15 protein-coding genes are annotated in these 17015 nt (G+C 68.3%); all 15 read right to left on the bottom strand.

Annotated features, from left to right (window positions below; genetic code table 11):
- Positions 1-72: 72 nt before the first annotated feature.
- Positions 73-1488 carry a pyruvate kinase gene (gene pyk, locus AC1C2T_RS14720; protein ID WP_495360251.1) on the bottom strand — a complete coding sequence of 472 codons (1416 nt, stop codon included), beginning with the start codon at positions 1486-1488 and terminating at the stop codon, positions 73-75.
- Positions 1489-1561: 73 nt separating this feature from the next.
- Positions 1562-3019 (bottom strand): glutamate synthase subunit beta, encoded by a 1458-nt coding sequence (locus AC1C2T_RS14715; protein ID WP_495385780.1) that lies wholly within the window; start codon positions 3017-3019, stop codon positions 1562-1564.
- Positions 3012-7604 carry a glutamate synthase large subunit gene (gene gltB / locus AC1C2T_RS14710; protein WP_495385779.1) on the bottom strand — a complete coding sequence of 1531 codons (4593 nt, stop codon included), beginning with the start codon at positions 7602-7604 and terminating at the stop codon, positions 3012-3014. Before gltB ends, AC1C2T_RS14715 begins: the two co-directional genes overlap by 8 nt.
- Positions 7605-7702: 98 nt before the next feature.
- Positions 7703-8701, bottom strand: a complete 999-nt coding sequence (lgt, locus tag AC1C2T_RS14705; RefSeq protein WP_495385778.1) for a prolipoprotein diacylglyceryl transferase — start codon at positions 8699-8701, stop codon at positions 7703-7705.
- A 57-nt stretch (positions 8702-8758) separates the two neighbouring features.
- A complete protein-coding gene (gene trpA, locus AC1C2T_RS14700) occupies positions 8759-9544 on the bottom strand; it encodes a tryptophan synthase subunit alpha (protein WP_495385777.1) in 786 nt (261 codons plus the stop codon).
- Positions 9541-10749, bottom strand: a complete 1209-nt coding sequence (gene trpB, locus AC1C2T_RS14695) for a tryptophan synthase subunit beta (RefSeq protein WP_495385776.1) — start codon at positions 10747-10749, stop codon at positions 9541-9543. The genes trpA and trpB overlap by 4 nt, the downstream gene beginning before the upstream one ends.
- Before the next feature lies 1 nt (position 10750).
- Positions 10751-11524 (bottom strand): indole-3-glycerol phosphate synthase TrpC, encoded by a 774-nt coding sequence (trpC, locus tag AC1C2T_RS14690; protein ID WP_495385775.1) that lies wholly within the window; start codon positions 11522-11524, stop codon positions 10751-10753.
- A complete protein-coding gene (locus tag AC1C2T_RS14685) occupies positions 11524-11754 on the bottom strand; it encodes a DUF6704 family protein (RefSeq protein WP_495360258.1) in 231 nt (76 codons plus the stop codon). The genes trpC and AC1C2T_RS14685 overlap by 1 nt, the downstream gene beginning before the upstream one ends.
- Before the next feature lie 34 nt (positions 11755-11788).
- Positions 11789-12475 (bottom strand): Trp biosynthesis-associated membrane protein, encoded by a 687-nt coding sequence (locus tag AC1C2T_RS14680; RefSeq protein WP_495385774.1) that lies wholly within the window; start codon positions 12473-12475, stop codon positions 11789-11791.
- A gap of 11 nt (positions 12476-12486) precedes the next feature.
- Positions 12487-14013, bottom strand: a complete 1527-nt coding sequence (locus tag AC1C2T_RS14675; RefSeq protein ID WP_495385773.1) for an anthranilate synthase component I — start codon at positions 14011-14013, stop codon at positions 12487-12489.
- A 15-nt stretch (positions 14014-14028) separates the two neighbouring features.
- The gene (hisI, locus tag AC1C2T_RS14670; RefSeq protein WP_495360261.1) at positions 14029-14400 is read right to left on the bottom strand and encodes a phosphoribosyl-AMP cyclohydrolase; all 372 of its coding nucleotides are present in this window, start codon (positions 14398-14400) and stop codon (positions 14029-14031) included.
- Positions 14397-15158, bottom strand: coding sequence for an imidazole glycerol phosphate synthase subunit HisF (hisF, locus tag AC1C2T_RS14665; RefSeq protein ID WP_495385772.1), 762 nt, complete (start codon positions 15156-15158; stop codon positions 14397-14399). Before hisF ends, hisI begins: the two co-directional genes overlap by 4 nt.
- A gap of 7 nt (positions 15159-15165) precedes the next feature.
- Positions 15166-16005 carry an ATP phosphoribosyltransferase gene (hisG, locus tag AC1C2T_RS14660; protein WP_495360263.1) on the bottom strand — a complete coding sequence of 280 codons (840 nt, stop codon included), beginning with the start codon at positions 16003-16005 and terminating at the stop codon, positions 15166-15168.
- 61 nt (positions 16006-16066) lie between these two features.
- Positions 16067-16330 (bottom strand): phosphoribosyl-ATP diphosphatase, encoded by a 264-nt coding sequence (locus tag AC1C2T_RS14655; RefSeq protein ID WP_108595435.1) that lies wholly within the window; start codon positions 16328-16330, stop codon positions 16067-16069.
- A 9-nt stretch (positions 16331-16339) separates the two neighbouring features.
- Positions 16340-17011: a ribulose-phosphate 3-epimerase gene (gene rpe / locus AC1C2T_RS14650; RefSeq protein WP_495360264.1), complete on the bottom strand. Its 672-nt coding sequence runs from the start codon at positions 17009-17011 to the stop codon at positions 16340-16342.
- Positions 17012-17015 lie beyond the last annotated feature (4 nt).

Genomic DNA, 17015 nt, shown 5'->3' with positions numbered 1-17015 from the left:
GTGGTAACCCACATCGTCCCGGAGGTCCTCGCCTACATCACCCCACGTTCACAACGTGTCGGGGAAATACAACTAGAGCACCTCGCCGACGACATGCACACGGACGTCGTTCGTGGTGCCCCGGATTCCAGGAGGGGAACCCGAGATGAGCACGACCTTCTCGCCCTTGGTTGCCTTGCCGGTCTTGGCGAGCACCTCGTCGACTTGACCGACCATCTGGTCGGTGTGCGTCACGCGGGCCACGACGAAGGACTCGACGCCCCAGTTGAGGGCGAGGCGGCGACGGATCGCGGGGTCGGGCGTGAATGCGAGGATGGGGATCGCCGAACGCAGGCGCGTCATGCGACGCACCGATTCGCCAGACTCGGTGAAGACGCAGAGGTACTTCGCCTCGACGAAGTCGGCGACCTCGACGGCCGCGGCCGTGATGGCGCCGGCCTGGGTGCGTGGCTTCGTGCCGAGCGGCAGGATGCGATCGAGCCCGTGCTGCTCCGTCGACTCGACGATGCGGGCCATCGTCTGCACAGTGATGACGGGGTACTCCCCCACGCTCGTCTCGCCCGAGAGCATCACTGCGTCGGCACCGTCGAGCACGGCATTTGCGACGTCCGAAGTCTCGGCGCGTGTCGGCACCGGGCTGTGGATCATCGACTCGAGCATCTGCGTGGCCACGATGACCGGCTTGGCGAGACGACGAGCGATCTCGACAGCGCGCTTCTGCACGATCGGCACGGCCTCGAGGGGCAGTTCGACGCCGAGGTCGCCACGGGCGACCATGATGGCGTCGAAGGCCTCGGTGATCTCTTCGAGGGCTTCGACGGCCTGCGGCTTCTCGATCTTCGCGACGACGGGCACGCGACGCCCCACCTCGTCCATGATCTCGTGCACGCGAGTGATGTCAGAGGCGTCCCGCACGAAGGAGAGCGCGATGAGGTCGGCGCCGAGCTCGAGACCCCAGCGGAGGTCGGCCTCGTCTTTGTCGGAGAGCGCGGGCACATTCACCGCCACACCGGGCAGGTTGATGCCCTTGTTGTTCGACACCGGGCCGGCCACGATGACCCGGGTCGTGACGACGGTGCCATCGGTCTCGACGACCTCGACGCGCACCTTGCCATCGTCGATGAGCAGGAAGTCGCCCGGCTTCACGTCGTCGGGCAGGCCCTTGTACGTCGTGCTGACGAGTTCCTTCGTACCGAGCACGTCATCGGTGGTGATCTTGAAGATGTCGCCCTCGGCGAGCTCGTGCGGCCCGTCGGCGAACTTGCCGAGCCGGATCTTGGGCCCCTGGAGGTCGACGAGCACGGCGACCGCCTTGCCGCTGTCGTTGGCGGCCTTGCGAACGTTCTGGTAAACGCCCTCGTGCACGTCGTAGCTGCCGTGGCTGAGGTTCATCCGCGCGACATCGACGCCCGCATCGATGATCGCCCGGATCTGTTCATAGCTCGATGTCGCAGGCCCGAGGGTGGCGACGATCTTCGCTCGTCTCATGTGGTGTGTGCTCCCGATGTTCCGCGCAAAGCGCTGGGTTGTTGGTCGAAGCGCGCCGTGCGGCGCGCAGTGGTCAGATGGAGAACGCCTGTGCCGTCGAGGGGATCGGTGCGGGCAGCAGGGTCTCGCCTTCAAGGTAGCGGTCGACAGCGGATGCCGCAGCACGGCCTTCCGCGATCGCCCACACGATCAGGGACTGTCCGCGGCCGGCATCGCCGGCCACGAACACGCCCGGTTGTGCCGTCGCGTAGTCGGCCGCGCGCGCGATGTTGCCGCGGTCGGTGACCGGCAGCCGCATCTGCTCGTCGAGCGCCCCGATCTCGGGGCCGGTGAATCCGAGCGCGAGCAGCACGAGGTCAGCGGGAATCTCCCGCTCAGTGCCGGCCTTCGGAACTCGGCGCCCATCGAGATACTCGGTCTCGGCGACGCGGATGGCTCGAACCTCGCCCGCTTCGTTCGCGAGGAACTCGACCGTCGAGGCGAGGAACTGGCGGATGCCGCCCTCTTCGTGCGCGCTCTGCACCTCGAACAGCGTCGGGTGCATCGGCCACGGCTGGTGCTCGGGCCGGCTGGCGCCCGGCTCCTTGCCGATCGCGAGATTGGTGACCGACAGGGCGCCCTGACGGTGCGCGGTACCGATGCAGTCGGCCCCGGTGTCGCCGCCGCCGAGGACGACGACGTGCTTGCCCTCCGCCGTGATCTGGTCGAAGACCTGGTCGCCGGCGAGGTGGCGGTTGGACTGGGTCAGGTAGTCCATGGCGAAGTGCACGCCCGGCAGGTCGCGCCCGGGAACGGGCAGGTCACGCGGCACGATCGCTCCGGTCGCGACCACGACGGCGTCGTAGCGCTCGCGGAGCTGGGCCCAGGTGATGTCGACGCCGATGTTCACTCCGGCACGGAAGCGGGTGCCCTCGGCCGTCATCTGCGCGAGGCGCACGTCGAGGTGCTTCTTCTCCATCTTGAAGTCGGGGATGCCGTAGCGAAGCAGGCCGCCGATGCGGTCGTCGCGCTCGAAGACGGCGACCGTGTGCCCCGCACGCGTCAGCTGCTGTGCGGCAGCCAGGCCGGCTGGGCCGGAGCCGACGACCGCGACGGTCTTGCCCGTGAGCCGACCGGGCGGCTGCGGCTGCACCCAACCGTGTCCGAACGCCTGATCGATGATCGAGACTTCGACCTGCTTGATGGTCACGGCGGGCTGGTTGATGCTGAGCACGCACGACGACTCGCAGGGAGCGGGGCAGAGCCGTCCGGTGAACTCTGGGAAGTTGTTCGTCGCGTGGAGCCGGTCTGCTGCCGCGCGACCCTCACCGCGGTACATGAGGTCGTTCCACTCGGGGATCAGGTTGCCGAGCGGGCACCCCTGATGGCAGAAGGGAATGCCGCAGTCCATGCAGCGGCCGGCCTGGCGGCGGAGCTGCGCTGGGTCGCCCTGTTCGTAGACCTCTTTGAAGTCCATGATGCGCACCGGAACTGGCCGCCGCTTGGGCAACTCGCGCTCGGTGACCTTCAGAAAGCCCTTCGGGTCAGCCATTCGTCACCTCCAGAATTCGCGTCCAAACCACGTCTCCGTCGGGGTCGAGCCCCTCGTCGACCGCGCTCTGACGAGTGCGGAGCACTGCGGCGTAGTCGCGCGGCAGCACCTTGGTGAACCGGTCGAACGCCGCGTCGCCAGTAGCGAGGAGCGCCGCGGCGACTGCGGAATCGGTGTTCGCGATGTGCTGTTCGAGCAGGTCGCGCACGATCTCGCGGTCGGCACTGCCGAGCGACGTCAGCTCGAGTTCTCCGGTGGTGAGGGACTCGCGGTTGACTCGTCCCTCGCGGAGCCCGAGCACGTAGGCGGTGCCGCCCGACATGCCGGCGCCGAGGTTTCGCCCCGTCTCCCCGAGGATCAACGCGAGACCACCGGTCATGTACTCGAGCGCGTGGTCGCCCACACCTTCGACGACCGCAGTCGCCCCCGAGTTGCGCACGAGGAACCGTTCACCCACGATGCCACGGATGAACATGCTGCCCTGCGTCGCCCCGTAGCCGATCACGTTGCCGGCGATCACGTTGCGTTCGGCCACGAATCCGCTATCGCTCGACGGACGGACGACGATCTGGCCGCCGGAGAGGCCCTTGCCCACGTAGTCGTTCGAGTCGCCCTCGAGTCGCAGGGTGATGCCGCTCGGCAGGAACGCACCGAACGACTGCCCGGCCGAACCGGTGAGCGTGACGTCGATCGATCCGGCGGGCAGACCGTGCTCGCCACGACGGACCGTGACCTCGTGTCCGAGCATCGTGCCGACCGCGCGCTCGGTGTTGCGAATCGGCAGGGCGATCTCGACCGTGCCGCCCTGCTCGAGCACGAGCTTGCTGCGACGGATGAGCTCGTTGTCGAAGTGCTTCTCGAGCTCGTGGTCTTGCGCGCGAGCGTTGCGCCGCGGCTCGGCCTCGGCGAAGTCGGGGCCGACGAGCACCGGGGACAGGTCGAGGCCCGACGCCTTCCAGTGATCGACGGCACGGTCGACGTCGAGCAGTTCGCGTCGACCGATGATCTCGTCGATCGATCGGTAGCCGAGTTCGGCGAGGTACTCTCGCACCTCTTGGGCGATGAACTCGAAGAAGTTGACGACGAACTCGGGCTTGCCCGAGAAGCGCTTGCGCAGCTCGGGGTTCTGGGTCGCGACGCCGACGGGGCAGGTGTCGAGGTGGCAGACGCGCATCATGACGCAGCCCTGCACGACGAGAGGTGCGGTGGCGAAGCCGAATTCCTCGGCGCCGAGCAGCGCGCCGATCACGACATCTCGGCCGGTCTTCAGCTGCCCGTCGACCTGCACCACCACGCGGTCGCGCATGCCGTTGAGCATGAGCGTCTGCTGGGTCTCGGCGAGGCCGAGCTCCCACGGCGTGCCGGCGTGCTTCAGCGAGTTCAGCGGGCTCGCCCCGGTGCCGCCATCGTGTCCTGAGACGAGGATCACGTCGGCGAGGGCCTTCGCCGTGCCTGCGGCGACCGCGCCGATGCCCGACTGGCTCACGAGCTTCACGTGCACGCGAGCCTTCGGATTCGCGCGCTTCAGGTCGAAGATCAGCTGCTTGAGGTCTTCGATGGAGTAGATGTCGTGGTGCGGCGGCGGCGAGATCAGGCCGACACCGGCGGTCGCGTGCCTGGTGCGCGCCACCCACGGGTACACCTTCGTCGGCGGCAACTGACCGCCCTCGCCGGGCTTGGCACCCTGGGCGAGCTTGATCTGGATGTCGTCGGCGTGCGTGAGGTACATGCTCGTGACGCCGAACCGGCCCGATGCGACCTGCTTGATCGCGCTGCGTCGCTCGGGGTCGAGCAGCCGGTCGAGGTCTTCACCGCCTTCGCCCGTATTGGACTTGGCGCCGAGGCGGTTCATCGCGATCGCGAGCGACTCGTGCGCTTCCTTCGAGATCGAGCCGTAGCTCATCGCACCGGTCGAGAATCGCTTGACGATCGACTCGATGGATTCGACCTCATCGATCGGCACGGCCGCGCGAGTGCCGGTGCGCAGCGCGAACATGCCGCGCAGCGTCATGAGCTCTTCGGCCTGCGCGTCGACGAGCGAGGTGTACTCGCGGAACACGTCGTACCGCCGGTTCCTCGTGGAGTGCTGCAGGCGGAAGACGGTCTCGGGGTTGAAGAGGTGGGGCGAGCCGTCGCGACGCCACTGGTACTCGCCGCCGGTGCTCAGACGCTCGTGCGCGCGCACTGCGGCGTCTTGCGGGTACGCCTGGGTGTGCCGGTCGAGGTTCTCGACCGCGATCACGTCGATGCCCACCCCGCCGAGCTTGGAGGTCGTGCCGGTGAAGAACTCGTCGATGAAACCCTGCGCCAGACCGATGGCCTCGAAGGCCTGCGCGCCGGCATACGAGGAGATGGTCGAGATGCCCATCTTCGACATGATCTTCAGCACGCCCTTGCCGAGCGCCTTGATGACGTTGCGCACGGCCTCTTCGGGCGTCACACCGGTGATCACGCCCGAACGCACGAGGTCTTCGCATGTCTCCATCGCGAGGTATGGGTTCACAGCGGATGCCCCGTAGCCGATGAGCAGCGCGACGTGATGCACCTCGCGCACATCGCCCGCCTCGACGACGAGTCCGACCTTCATGCGGTTCTCTGCGCGGATGAGATGGTGGTGCACCGCCGAGAGCATGAGCAGCGACGGAATCGGCGCAAGGTCTTTGTTGGAGTCCCGGTCGCTCAGCACGATGAAGGCAGCGCCGGCCTCGATGGCCTCGTCGACCTCACCGCAAATCGCCGTGAGACGGTTGCGCATCGCCTCGGGGCCCTCGTCGAAGCGGTAGAGGCCGCGCACGGTGACCGTCGTGCGGCGCCCGGGTGTCGGGTCGATGTGCACGATCTTCGCGAGCTCGTCGTTGTCGATCACCGGGAACGTGAGCGAGACCTGCCGGGCGTGCTCAGGGCCTGCGTCGAGCAGGTTGCGTTCGGGGCCGAGGGAGGTGCCGAGCGAGGTGACGACCGCCTCGCGGATCGAGTCGAGCGGCGGGTTGGTGACCTGCGCGAACTGCTGCGTGAAGTAGTCGAAGAGCAGGCGCGGGCGCTCGGAGAGCACTGCGATCGGTGTGTCGGAGCCCATCGCTCCGAGAGGCTCCGCCCCGGTGCGCGCCATCGGCGCGAGCAGGATCCTCACCTCTTCCTCGGTGTAGCCGAAAGTGCGCTGGCGCCGGTTGACGGATGCCGGCGGGTGCACGATGTGCTCACGTTCGGGCAGCTCGGCCAACTGGATGCGCCCCTGCTCGAGCCAGTCGCCCCACGGCTCGGATGCGGCGAGCTCCGCCTTGATCTCGTCGTCTTCGATGAGGCGACCAGCCTCGGTGTCGACGAGGAACATGCGCCCCGGCCGCAGCCGGCCCTTGCGCACGATGCGACTCTGCTCGATGTCGAGCACGCCGATCTCGCTCGCGAGCACGACGAGTCCGTCGTCGGTCACGACGTATCGGCCCGGGCGCAGTCCGTTGCGGTCGAGGGTCGCGCCGACGAGTGCGCCATCGGTGAAGACGATCGCCGCCGGGCCGTCCCATGGCTCCATGAGCATCGAGTGGTACTCGTAGAACGCGCGCCGCTCGGCGTCGATCTCAGTCTGGTTCTCCCAGGCCTCGGGCACCATCATCATGACGGCGTGCGGCAGGCTGCGGCCGGCGAGCGTCAATAGCTCCACGACCTCGTCGAAGGAGGCGGAGTCGCTCGCTCCCGGCGTGACGATCGGCCGGATCGGCGCGAGGTCGCCGAGGAGCTCCGACTCGAGTTGCGACTGGCGCGCCCGCATCCAGTTGCGGTTGCCCTGGATCGTGTTGATCTCGCCGTTGTGCGCGATCATGCGGAACGGTTGGGCCAGCGGCCACGACGGGAAGGTGTTCGTCGAGTAGCGCGAGTGCACGAGCGCGAGCTTCGATGCGAAACGCTCATCGGAGAGGTCGGGGTAGAAGGGCTCGAGTTGCAGCGTCGTGACCATGCCCTTGTAGACGAGGGTGCGGCTCGACAGCGAGGCGAAGTACAGTTCGAGCTCGCGCTCGGCGCGCTTGCGCAACCGGAATGTGAGCCGGTCGAGCTCGATGCCCGACACGGTCGCACCGCTCGACGAGGTGGCCACGGCGTGCACGAACAGCTGCTGCACGACGGGCATCGCCGCGCGGGCGAGCGAGCCGAGTTCGTCGGGTCGTACCGGCACTTCGCGCCATCCGATCACCGAGAGGCCTTCGGATGCCGCGAGCCCGGCCAGTGCCTGCTTGACCCTGCTGCGCGCGGTGGGGTCGACGGGCAGGAAGGCGTTGCCGACGGCGTATGCCCCGGCCGCCGGAAGCGCGAATGCGGTGACCGCACGGAGGAATCCGTCGGGAACCTGCGTGACGATGCCCGCCCCGTCGCCGGTGCCGGCGTCGGAACCGACGGCACCGCGGTGCTCGAGGTTGCGCAGGGCGTCGAGTGCCACGGTGATGATGTCGTGTCCGCCCGTGCCACGCAGGGTCGCGACCATCGCGAGGCCGCAGGCATCTTTCTCGTCGGCGGGGTCGTACATGCCCTGGGCAGCCGGAACGGTACCGAACCTCGAGAAGGGTGGGGTGAGCGACACGTGAACCGTCCTCATCAACTAAGTGTGCAGCGGGGGACGTCGTCGGCCCATCAAGGGAGATGTCGCGACGCGTGGTGCGGCGTCACTTTCGGAGAACGCGGTGTTGGGGCGACCTACTTCGAGGTGGATCGGCTGGGGCTTGTGGCCGCCGGTTCGCCCGATTCGCTCGCGCTCTCGACCTCATCGTCGAGTGAGTCGGAGTCGGACTCAATGTCTTCGGAGTCTTCGGAGTCTACCTCAGCATCCGGAGCGCTCCACTCACGCCCGGGCACGTACGGACTCGGCTCATCGCCGGTGTGACGGCGCCGCTGCACGAGGATCAGGACGATGCCGATGACGATCGCGGCGAAGGACGCCCAGACGTTCACCCGGATGCCCAGGAACATCTCGCTCGGGTCGACACGGATGGACTCGAAGAACGAGCGGCCGGCGCCGTACCAGATGAGGTAGACGCCGAAGGCCTTGCCCCAGCGCATGTTGAACTTGCGCTCGAGCAGGATGATGACGGCGGCACCCGCGAGGTTCCAGATGAGTTCGTAGAGGAACGTGGGGTGGAAGAGCGTGCCTTCGGCCAGGCCGGCCGGGAAGGCGGCGTTGTCGGAGGAGATCTCGAGGCCCCACGGCAGGTCGGTCGGCGAGCCGAAGAGCTCGTGGTTGAACCAGTTGCCGAGGCGGCCGACCGCTTGCGCGACGAGCAGGCCGGGCGCAAGTGCGTCGGCGAACGACCAGAACCGGATTCCCGTGAACCTGCAGCCGATGATGACGCCGACCGCGCCGCCGATGAGGGCACCGTAGATCGCGTTGCCGCCCTCCCAGATGGCGAAGACCGTCCACCACTCCTGCCCAGCGAAGTAGTCGGCGGGGTGCGTGAACACGTGGTAGAACCGGGCGCCGATGATGCCGAGGGGCACGGCCCAGAGTGCGATGTCGAGCACGATGCCGGGCTCTGCGCCGCGCTTGGTGAGCCGGCGCGACGTGATGATGACAGCGAGGATGATGCCGACGAGGATGCAGAGCGCGTAGGTGTTGATGACGAGAACGCCCCAGGGCACGGGGATCTCGAATGCGCGCCACGCGGGGTCTGGGCTCGGAATGCTGAACGGTGCGATCACGCCGGCTTGTGCCTTTCCTCAGTTGCGTCGGCCGCTGACGGCCTCAATGAGCGTACTTCACTCCGCGCGGGTTCCGCGCGAGAGTTCCGCGGCGAGCTCGCCGACGGCCGCCACACCGCCCGTCGCGAGTGCGTTCACGAGCGCCGAGCCCACGATCGCGCCCTCTGCGTACTCGAGCACCTCGGCGACCTGCGCGGCCGTGGAGATGCCGACACCGACGCAGCTCGCTGCCGCGCCCGCCTCGGTCAGCCGCTCGACGAGCGTGCGAGCCGCCCGGTCGACGTCGCTGCGCGCACCCGTGATGCCCATCGTCGACACGGCGTAGACGAAGCCGCGGCTCGCCTCGATGACCTGTTTGATGCGAACATCACTCGAAGTCGGCGCAGCGAGGAAGACCCGGTCGAGACCGGTGCGCTCGGATGCCGCGGTCCACGCCGCGCCCTCGTCGGGGATGAGGTCGGGCGTGATGAGGCCCGCTCCCCCGGCCGCCGCGAGATCGTCGGCGAACCGGTCGATGCCGTACTGCACGACCGGGTTCCAGTAGGTCATGATCAGCACCGGGGCATCCACCCGCTCGGTGATGCGCCGCACGGCCTCGAAGCCGTCGGCGAGACGGAACCCGTTCGCGAGCGCTTGCTGCGTGGCGGCCTGGATGACCGGGCCGTCCATAACGGGATCGGAATACGGCAGGCCGAGCTCGATGGCGTCGACGCCGTTCTCGACCATGGCCACCGCCGCTTCGATGCTCTCGTCGAACGTCGGGAAGCCGACCGGAAGGTAGCCGATGAGGGCGCCGCGTGCCTCGTCGTTGCGACGGCGGATGACGGGACCGACCGTATTCATTCGGCGTTCTCCTGGTCGTAGAGCTCGAAATAGCGTGCCGCGGTGTCCATGTCTTTGTCGCCGCGCCCCGACAGGTTCACGAGGATCGTCGCATCCGGGCCGAGCTCGCGCCCGAGTTCGAGCGTGCCAGCGAGGGCGTGAGCCGATTCGATGGCCGGGATGATCCCCTCGGTGCGGGTGAGGAGCCGGAGCGCATTCATGGCCGCGACATCGGTCACGGGACGATAGGTCGCCCGGCCGAGTGCAGCGAGCCACGAGTGCTCGGGGCCGACGCCCGGGTAGTCGAGGCCCGCAGAGATCGAATGCGACTCGATCGTCTGGCCGTCATCGTCTTGCAACAGGTAGCTGCGTGCACCGTGAAGCACACCAGGGCGCCCCTTCGTGATGGTCGCCGCGTGCCGCTCGGTATCGACGCCCTCACCGCCGGCTTCGAAGCCGTAGAGCGCGACGTCGGTGTCGTCGAGGAAGGCGTGGAAGATGCCGATCGCGTTCGAGCCGCCACCGACGCAGGCCGTGACCGCGGTGGGCAGCGCTCCGGTGAGGTCGATGACCTGCTGGCGGGCCTCTTCGCCGATGATCTTCTGGAAGTCGCGCACCATCTCGGGGAACGGGTGCGGGCCCGCGACCGTGCCGAAGATGTAGTTGGTCGTCTCGACGTTCGTGACCCAGTCGCGCATCGCCTCGTTGATCGCGTCTTTCAGCGTGCGCGAGCCTGCCTTCACGGCGATGACCTCAGCGCCGAGCAACCGCATTCGGGCGACGTTCAGCGCCTGCCGCTCGGTGTCGACCTCACCCATGTAGATGACGCAGTCGAGCCCGAAGAGGGCCGCAGCGGTCGCCGTCGCGACGCCGTGCTGACCGGCACCCGTCTCGGCGATCACGCGCGACTTGCCGATGCGTTTCGTGAGCAGCGCTTGGCCGAGCACGTTGTTGATCTTGTGCGAACCCGTGTGGTTGAGGTCTTCGCGCTTCAGGATGACCCGGGCGCCGCCGGCGTGCGCCGCGAACCGCGGCACCTCGGTGATGATCGAGGGCCGACCCGTGTAGCTGCGCCCGAGCTCGGCGAGCTCGGCGCCGAACGCCGGATCGAGCTTCGCGAGATCGTATGCCTCGCCGAGCTCATCGAGGGCGGCGATGAGCGACTCGGGCACGAAGCGTCCGCCGAAGTCGCCGAAATACGGACCGGTCTGCGCTCTGAGCGCCATGTCACACCGCCAGGAAAGCTGAGAGGTTGGCAATCGGGTCGCCGCCCGTGACGAGCGCCTCGCCGACGAGCACGACGTCGGCGCCCGATGAGCGGTAGTGCGCGACATCCGCAACCGAGAGCACCGCGGACTCCGCGACGCGGATCGCGCCGTCGGGGAATCGGGGAGCGAGCCGGCCGAAGAGGTCGCGGTCGAGTTCGAAGGTCGAGAGGTCGCGGGCGTTCACGCCGATGAGCCGCGCACCGAGCGCGGCAGCTCGCTCGAGCTCTGCGGCGGAATGGGTCTCGATGAGCGGCGTCATGCCGAGTTCGACGATGAGATCGTAGAGTTCGCGGAGCACGGTGTCATCGAGCGCAGCGACGATGAGGAGCACGAGGTCGGCGCCCGCGGCGCGAGCTTCGAACACCTGGTACGGCGTCGCGATGAAGTCTTTGCGAAGCACCGGCAGGGCGACGGCGCGGCGCACGGTCTCGAGGTCTGCGAGGGAGCCGCCGAACTTGCGGCCCTCGGTGAGTACGCTGATCGCGCTCGCACCACCCAGCTCGTAGCTCCGGGCGAGGGCGGCAGGGTCTGCGATCGACGCGAGCGAGCCGCGCGAAGGGCTCGAGCGCTTGATCTCTGCGATGACCTTCACGTGGGCCGCCGGCCGCAGCGCCTCGAGCGCATCGAGGGCGGCCGGGCGCGCGAGCGCGGCCGCCTCGACTTCGGCGAGCGGCGCGCTCTCGCGGCGCGCCAGAGCGTCGGCGACAGCGTTCGCCGTCAACTCATCGAGCATCAGTGCACCTTTTCGGCGACCTTCGAGCCGCCGACGCCGTAGCCGGCGCGCGTGAGCACCCAGCCGACGATGAGGCCGACGATGAGGAGCCCTGCCGATGCCCAGACGAGCCACTGCAGCTCGAAGAAGAACGCGACGGTGCCGATCACGAACGCGATGAGCATGATCGTGACGGCGGTCCATGCCGCGGGCGAGTGTCCGTGGCCGGGATCTGCGGTCTCAATGCTCATGATGCTCCTTCGTGCGGGGTTTTCGTCGGTCAGTCTAGCGGTTCGGACCGCTGGGGCTCTCGTCATGGTGCGGGTCGGCGGCATCGCCGTCGGTCGGATCGCCAGTCGATTCGTCGGCCGGTTCCCCGGTGGGGTCGTCGCCGCGGCTCAAGCCGTCCCAGTCGTCGATCGCGCGATCCGAGGCGGGGCGTTCGCCTTCGCCGGCCCCCGCATGCGACGCTCGCGCGCCACCGTAGCGCCGCGACGAGCCCGGCCAGCGGCCGCCGGTCACGAGCACCGCCAGGCCCGCGAGCACCATGAGCACTCCGCCCACGATCGCGATCACCGGCCACAGCGTCGGGGATGCGGACGCCACGAGCTCGGCCGTCGGCGCGGCGCCGGCGACTCCCGTGGCCTCGGTGACCGCGGGAGACACTGCGGCGACCGGATCGGCCAGCGACATGCCCGCGGCGAGCAGCACGCACCCGCCGAGCACGATCTCGAGCACGCCGAGCACGACACGGATGCCCGGGCCCGCGATCGCCAGAGCGGCCACGAGGGCGAGTCCGGCGAGCCCGAGCGCGGCGAGTGCCGGTGAGGCGGCGCTGCCTGCGACAGCGACCGGCTCACCGGAACCGGCGACGGTGCTCGCCTCGATCACGAGTTCGAACCAAGTCTGGCTCCAGGAGAGCAGCACGAGCCCCGATGCGACGATCGTCGCGAGGATCGTCGGCAGCTTCATGCGCGCCGGCTTCATGACTGCACCCGTCTCATCGCGTTGGCGACCGCAACGGCGCGGAGCGGTGCAGCGGCCTTGTTGCGCGATTCCTGGTACTCGGACTCGGGATCGGAATCGGCGACGAGACCGCCGCCGGCCTGCACCCGGGCGACACCGCCCGAGATGGTGGCCGTGCGGATCGCGATCGCGAGGTCGGCGTCGCCGCCGAAACCGAAATACCCGACGACTCCCCCGTAGAGACCGCGCTGCGCCGGCTCGAGCTCATCGATGATCTCGAGCGCCCTCGGCTTCGGTGCGCCCGAGAGCGTGCCTGCTGGGAAGGTCGCACGGAACACGTCGATCGCGTTCGCCCCTGGCACGAGATCACCTTCGACGGACGAGACGAGGTGCATGATGTGGCTGAAGCGCTCGACGCGCATGAACTCGGTCACCTCGACGGATCCTGCGGTGCAGACCTTCGCGAGGTCGTTGCGGGCGAGGTCGACGAGCATCAGGTGCTCGGCCTGCTCCTTCGGGTCGGCGATGAGCTCTGATTCGAAGTCAGCATCCGCCTCGGGGGTCGCACCTCGCGGCTTCGACCCGGCGATCGGATGCGTGAACACCCGGCTCTGCTGCACCTTCACGAGCGCCTCGGGTGAGGACCCGACGATCCAGTACGGGTCACCCGCCGTGTTTTCCAGGTGCAGGAGGTACATGTACGGACTCGGGTTGAGGCTGCGGAGCACGCGGTACACATCGATCGGATGCGCCGTGGCCTGCTGCTCGAACCGCTGAGAGATGACTACCTGGAAGATGTCGCCGTCGTGGATGTACTCCTTCGAGCGATCGACGGCGGCGAGGAAGTCGGACTTCTCGGTGCGGTGCACAGGGTCGGCGGCACGTGTGAGATCGATCTCGGCGAGCCACGCCTCGGTGGGCTGCGCAAGACCGCGCTGCATGCGGTCGAGCCGCGTCTGCGCGTCGTTCCAGAGTGCACCGGCGTCGTCGCCTCGGTCGTTCAACACCGATGCGATGAGCTGCACCGTGCCGGTGCGATGGTCGATAACGACGAGCTCGGAGACGAACGCGAACGCCTGTCCTGGCATCGGGAACTCCGACGGCGGGCGGTTCGGCAACCGCTCGATCTGACGGATCGCCTCCCAGCCGATGAAGCCGACGAGTCCGCCAGTGAGCGGCGGCGCACCGGGCACGTCTTCGGTGCGCCACCGTTCGAACAGAGCCTCGAGCGCTGCGAGCGGTGCGAGTTCTGCGGCTTCGCCGAGCGCGCGTTCTGCGCTGAGCCCGTAGTCCTGCCATTCCACCCGGTCATCGGCCTCGGTGATCACGCCGTACGACGAGACGCCCACGAAGGAGTACCGCGACCAGATGCCGCCCTGCTCCGCCGATTCGAGCAGGAATGTGCCCGGCCGGCCGGCCGCGAGCTTGCGGTAGATGCCCACCGGCGTCTCGCCGTCGGCGAAGAGTTCGCGCACGACGGGCACGACGCGGCGCCCCGCGAGCAGGGCGGTGAACTCGTCGAACGTGGTCGTGGCGTCGGCCAACGTGTGCTCCTCAAGTCAGTCGGCGGGTGGGAACCCCGGGGTCACGGCGATCGGGTCGCCGTCGAAGCACGTGCGAGTGCCGGTGTGGCACGCGGCACCGACCTGTTCGACCTTCACCAGCAGGGTGTCGGCGTCGCAGTCAAGGGCGGCCGAGCGTACGTACTGCACGTGGCCCGAGGTGTCGCCCTTGCGCCAGTACTCCCGCCGCGATCGCGACCAGAACGTCACGCGGCCCTCGGTCAGCGTGCGCCGCAGCGCCTCGCGATCCATCCAGCCGAGCATCAGCACCTCGCCCGTGTCCCATTGTTGGATCACCGCGGGCAATAGGCCGTCACCGTTGAACACCGCTCGTTCGAGCGCCGCATCGACCGTCGATTCCGTGGTCATCGCACTATCCTCCCATCGGTCGCCAGTGCGGCCTTCACCTCGCCGATGGTCACCTCGCCATTGTGGAACACGGATGCCGCGAGCACCGCATCGGCACCGGCCGCGATGGCCGGTGCGAAGTCGCCGACCGCGCCCGCTCCACCCGAGGCGATGACCGGCACGCTCGACAGCTCGTGCATGAGGGCCGTGAGTTCGAGGTCGAACCCCGCCTTCGTGCCGTCGGCGTCGATCGAGTTGACGAGCAACTCCCCCGCGCCGAGTTCGATGGCCCGGCGCGCCCAGTCGAGCGCGTCGAGGTCGGTCTCGGTTCGGCCGCCGTGCGTCGTCACCACGAAACCCGACGCGGTGCGACCCGAGCGCTTGACGTCGAGTGAGAGCACGAGCACCTGTGCGCCGAAGCGGTCGGCGATCTCAGCGATCAGCGGCGGGCGCGCGATCGCGGCGCTGTTCACGCCGATCTTGTCGGCGCCATGGCCCTGCAATCGCGCGACGTCGTCGGTCGAGCGGATGCCGCCCCCGACCGTGAGCGGGATGAAGACCTGTTCGGCCACCCGCTGCACCATGTCGTAGGTCGTCGAGCGATCGTCGACGGTCGCGGTGACGTCGAGGAACGTGAGCTCGTCGGCGCCCTGTTCGGCGTAGCGGGCAGCGAGCTCGACGGGGTCTCCGGCATCACGCAGGTTCTGGAAGTTGACGCCTTTCACCACGCGGCCTGCTGCTACGTCGAGGCATGGGATCACACGGACGGCGAGAGACACGGTGGCCTCACAACCGTGCCGCGTGGATGGCGCTGACGAGGATCGCCCGTGCACCGAGCTCGTAGAGCTCATCCATGACGTGGTTCATCTCGGCGCGAGCGATCATGACTCGCACCGCGACCCACTCGGGGTCGTGCAGCGGCGACACGGTCGGCGATTCGAATCCCGGAGCGGCAGCCGTGGCGCGCTCGAGGTGCTCCACCGGCACGTCGTAGTCGAGCAGCACGTACTGGCGCGCGACGAGCACTCCCTGCAGCCGTCGCAGCAACGTCGACGCACCGGGCTTGTCGACGCCCGAGCCGATGAGCACGGCCTCGGAGTCGAGAATGACGGGACCGAAGATCTCGAGGCCTGCCGCGCGAAGCGTCGAGCCCGTGGAGACGACGTCGGCGACGGCGTCCGCGACGCCGAGCCGCACAGCGGATTCGACCGCGCCGTCGAGCTTCACGAGCTTGGCGGTGACACCGTGACCGGCGAGGAACGCCCCCACGAGACCCGGGTAGCTCGTGGCCACGCGAACGCCTTCGAGCTCGGAAAGCTCGACGAAGCCGCCCGCCGGCCCGGCGAAGCGGAATGTCGAGTCGCCGAATCCGAGCGGCGCGATCTCTACGGCATCCGACCCGGAATCGAGCAGGAGGTCGCGACCCGTGATGCCGACATCGAGCGCGCCGGAGCCCACGTACGTCGCGATGTCGCGCGGGCGCAGGTAGAAGAACTCGACCCCGTTGCGGGGATCGGCGGCGTGCAGGTCGCGGGGGTCGCGGCGTCCGGTGTACCCGGCCTCCCACAACATCTGCGCGGCGGTTTCAGCGAGCGAGCCCTTGTTGGGCACAGCGATTCGGAGCATGTTCTGTCTCTGGTTCTCGGCAATACTGCCGTGTCGACGGTTCTGATCGGCCATGGGCGTTTCAGAGATGTCGGTACACGTCGGCGGGCGAGAGCCCCTTCGCGAGCATCAGCACCTGCAGGTGGTAGAGGAGCTGCGAGATCTCTTCAGCCGTCTCGTCGTCGCTCTGGTACTCGGCGGCCATCCACACCTCGGCCGCCTCCTCGACGATCTTCTTGCCGATGGCGTGCACGCCGGCGTCGAGCTCGCGCACCGTGCCGGAACCCTCTGGTCGGGTTCGGGCTTTGTCTGCGAGCTCGACGAAGAGGTCGTCGAAGGTCTTCACTCTTCTAGGCTACCGGTGCGTCTGGGCGTGCGCGGACGCGACGTCACGAAGCTCGGCGATGCGCTCGGCCGGCACCTCGGCCCCGAAGACCGCCGAACCCGCGACGAAGGTGTTCGCGCCGGCCTCGGCGGCGATGCCGATCGTGTCGAGCGAGATGCCGCCGTCGACCTGCAGCCACACGTCGAGGCCGGTCTCACGCACCGCGCTCGCGAGCCGGGTGAGCTTCGGCATCGTCTCGGGCATGAACGACTGACCGCCGAAGCCGGGCTCGACGGTCATCACGAGCACCTGGTCGAACTCTGGCAGGAGTTCGAGGTAGGGCTCGACATCAGTGCCGGGCTTGAGAGCGATGCCCGCGCGCGCGCCGATCTCGCGGAGTCGCCGCGCAAGTGCCACGGGGTCGGCGGCGGCCTCGGCATGGAACGTCACCGAGAACGCACCCGTCTCGGCGTAGCCGGGCGCCCAGTGGTCGGGATCGTCGATCATGAGGTGCACATCGAGCGGAATCGGGCTCACCTCTTGCAACCGCCCGACCATCTGCGGACCGAAGGTGAGGTTCGGCACGAAATGGTTGTCCATCACGTCGACGTGCACGAGGTCGGCACTCGCGATGCGCCCGAGCTCGCGCTCGAGGTTCGCGAAGTCGGCAGCGAGGATGCTCGGGTTGATCCGCGTCGTCATGCAG

Source organism: Agromyces sp. Y558, assembly GCF_059445415.1.
The sequence above is the reverse complement of the archived record's forward strand: the minus strand, read 5'-3'. Positions and strand labels throughout refer to the sequence as shown.

Excerpts from the sequence above, each read along its gene's own strand:
- AC1C2T_RS14680 (WP_495385774.1), bottom strand. The coding sequence starts at position 12,475 with ATGAAGCTGCCGACGATCCTCGCGACGATCGTCGCATCGGGGCTCGTG.
- AC1C2T_RS14715 (WP_495385780.1), bottom strand. The coding sequence starts at position 3,019 with ATGGCTGACCCGAAGGGCTTTCTGAAGGTCACCGAGCGCGAGTTGCCC.
- pyk (WP_495360251.1), bottom strand. The coding sequence starts at position 1,488 with ATGAGACGAGCGAAGATCGTCGCCACCCTCGGGCCTGCGACATCGAGC.
- hisG (WP_495360263.1), bottom strand. The coding sequence starts at position 16,005 with ATGCTCCGAATCGCTGTGCCCAACAAGGGCTCGCTCGCTGAAACCGCC.
- trpB (WP_495385776.1), bottom strand. The coding sequence starts at position 10,749 with ATGGCGCTCAGAGCGCAGACCGGTCCGTATTTCGGCGACTTCGGCGGA.
- hisI (WP_495360261.1), bottom strand. The coding sequence starts at position 14,400 with ATGACCACGGAATCGACGGTCGATGCGGCGCTCGAACGAGCGGTGTTC.
- trpA (WP_495385777.1), bottom strand. The coding sequence starts at position 9,544 with ATGAATACGGTCGGTCCCGTCATCCGCCGTCGCAACGACGAGGCACGC.
- trpC (WP_495385775.1), bottom strand. The coding sequence starts at position 11,524 with ATGCTCGATGAGTTGACGGCGAACGCTGTCGCCGACGCTCTGGCGCGC.
- rpe (WP_495360264.1), bottom strand. The coding sequence starts at position 17,011 with ATGACGACGCGGATCAACCCGAGCATCCTCGCTGCCGACTTCGCGAAC.
- gltB (WP_495385779.1), bottom strand. The coding sequence starts at position 7,604 with ATGAGGACGGTTCACGTGTCGCTCACCCCACCCTTCTCGAGGTTCGGT.
- AC1C2T_RS14685 (WP_495360258.1), bottom strand. The coding sequence starts at position 11,754 with ATGAGCATTGAGACCGCAGATCCCGGCCACGGACACTCGCCCGCGGCA.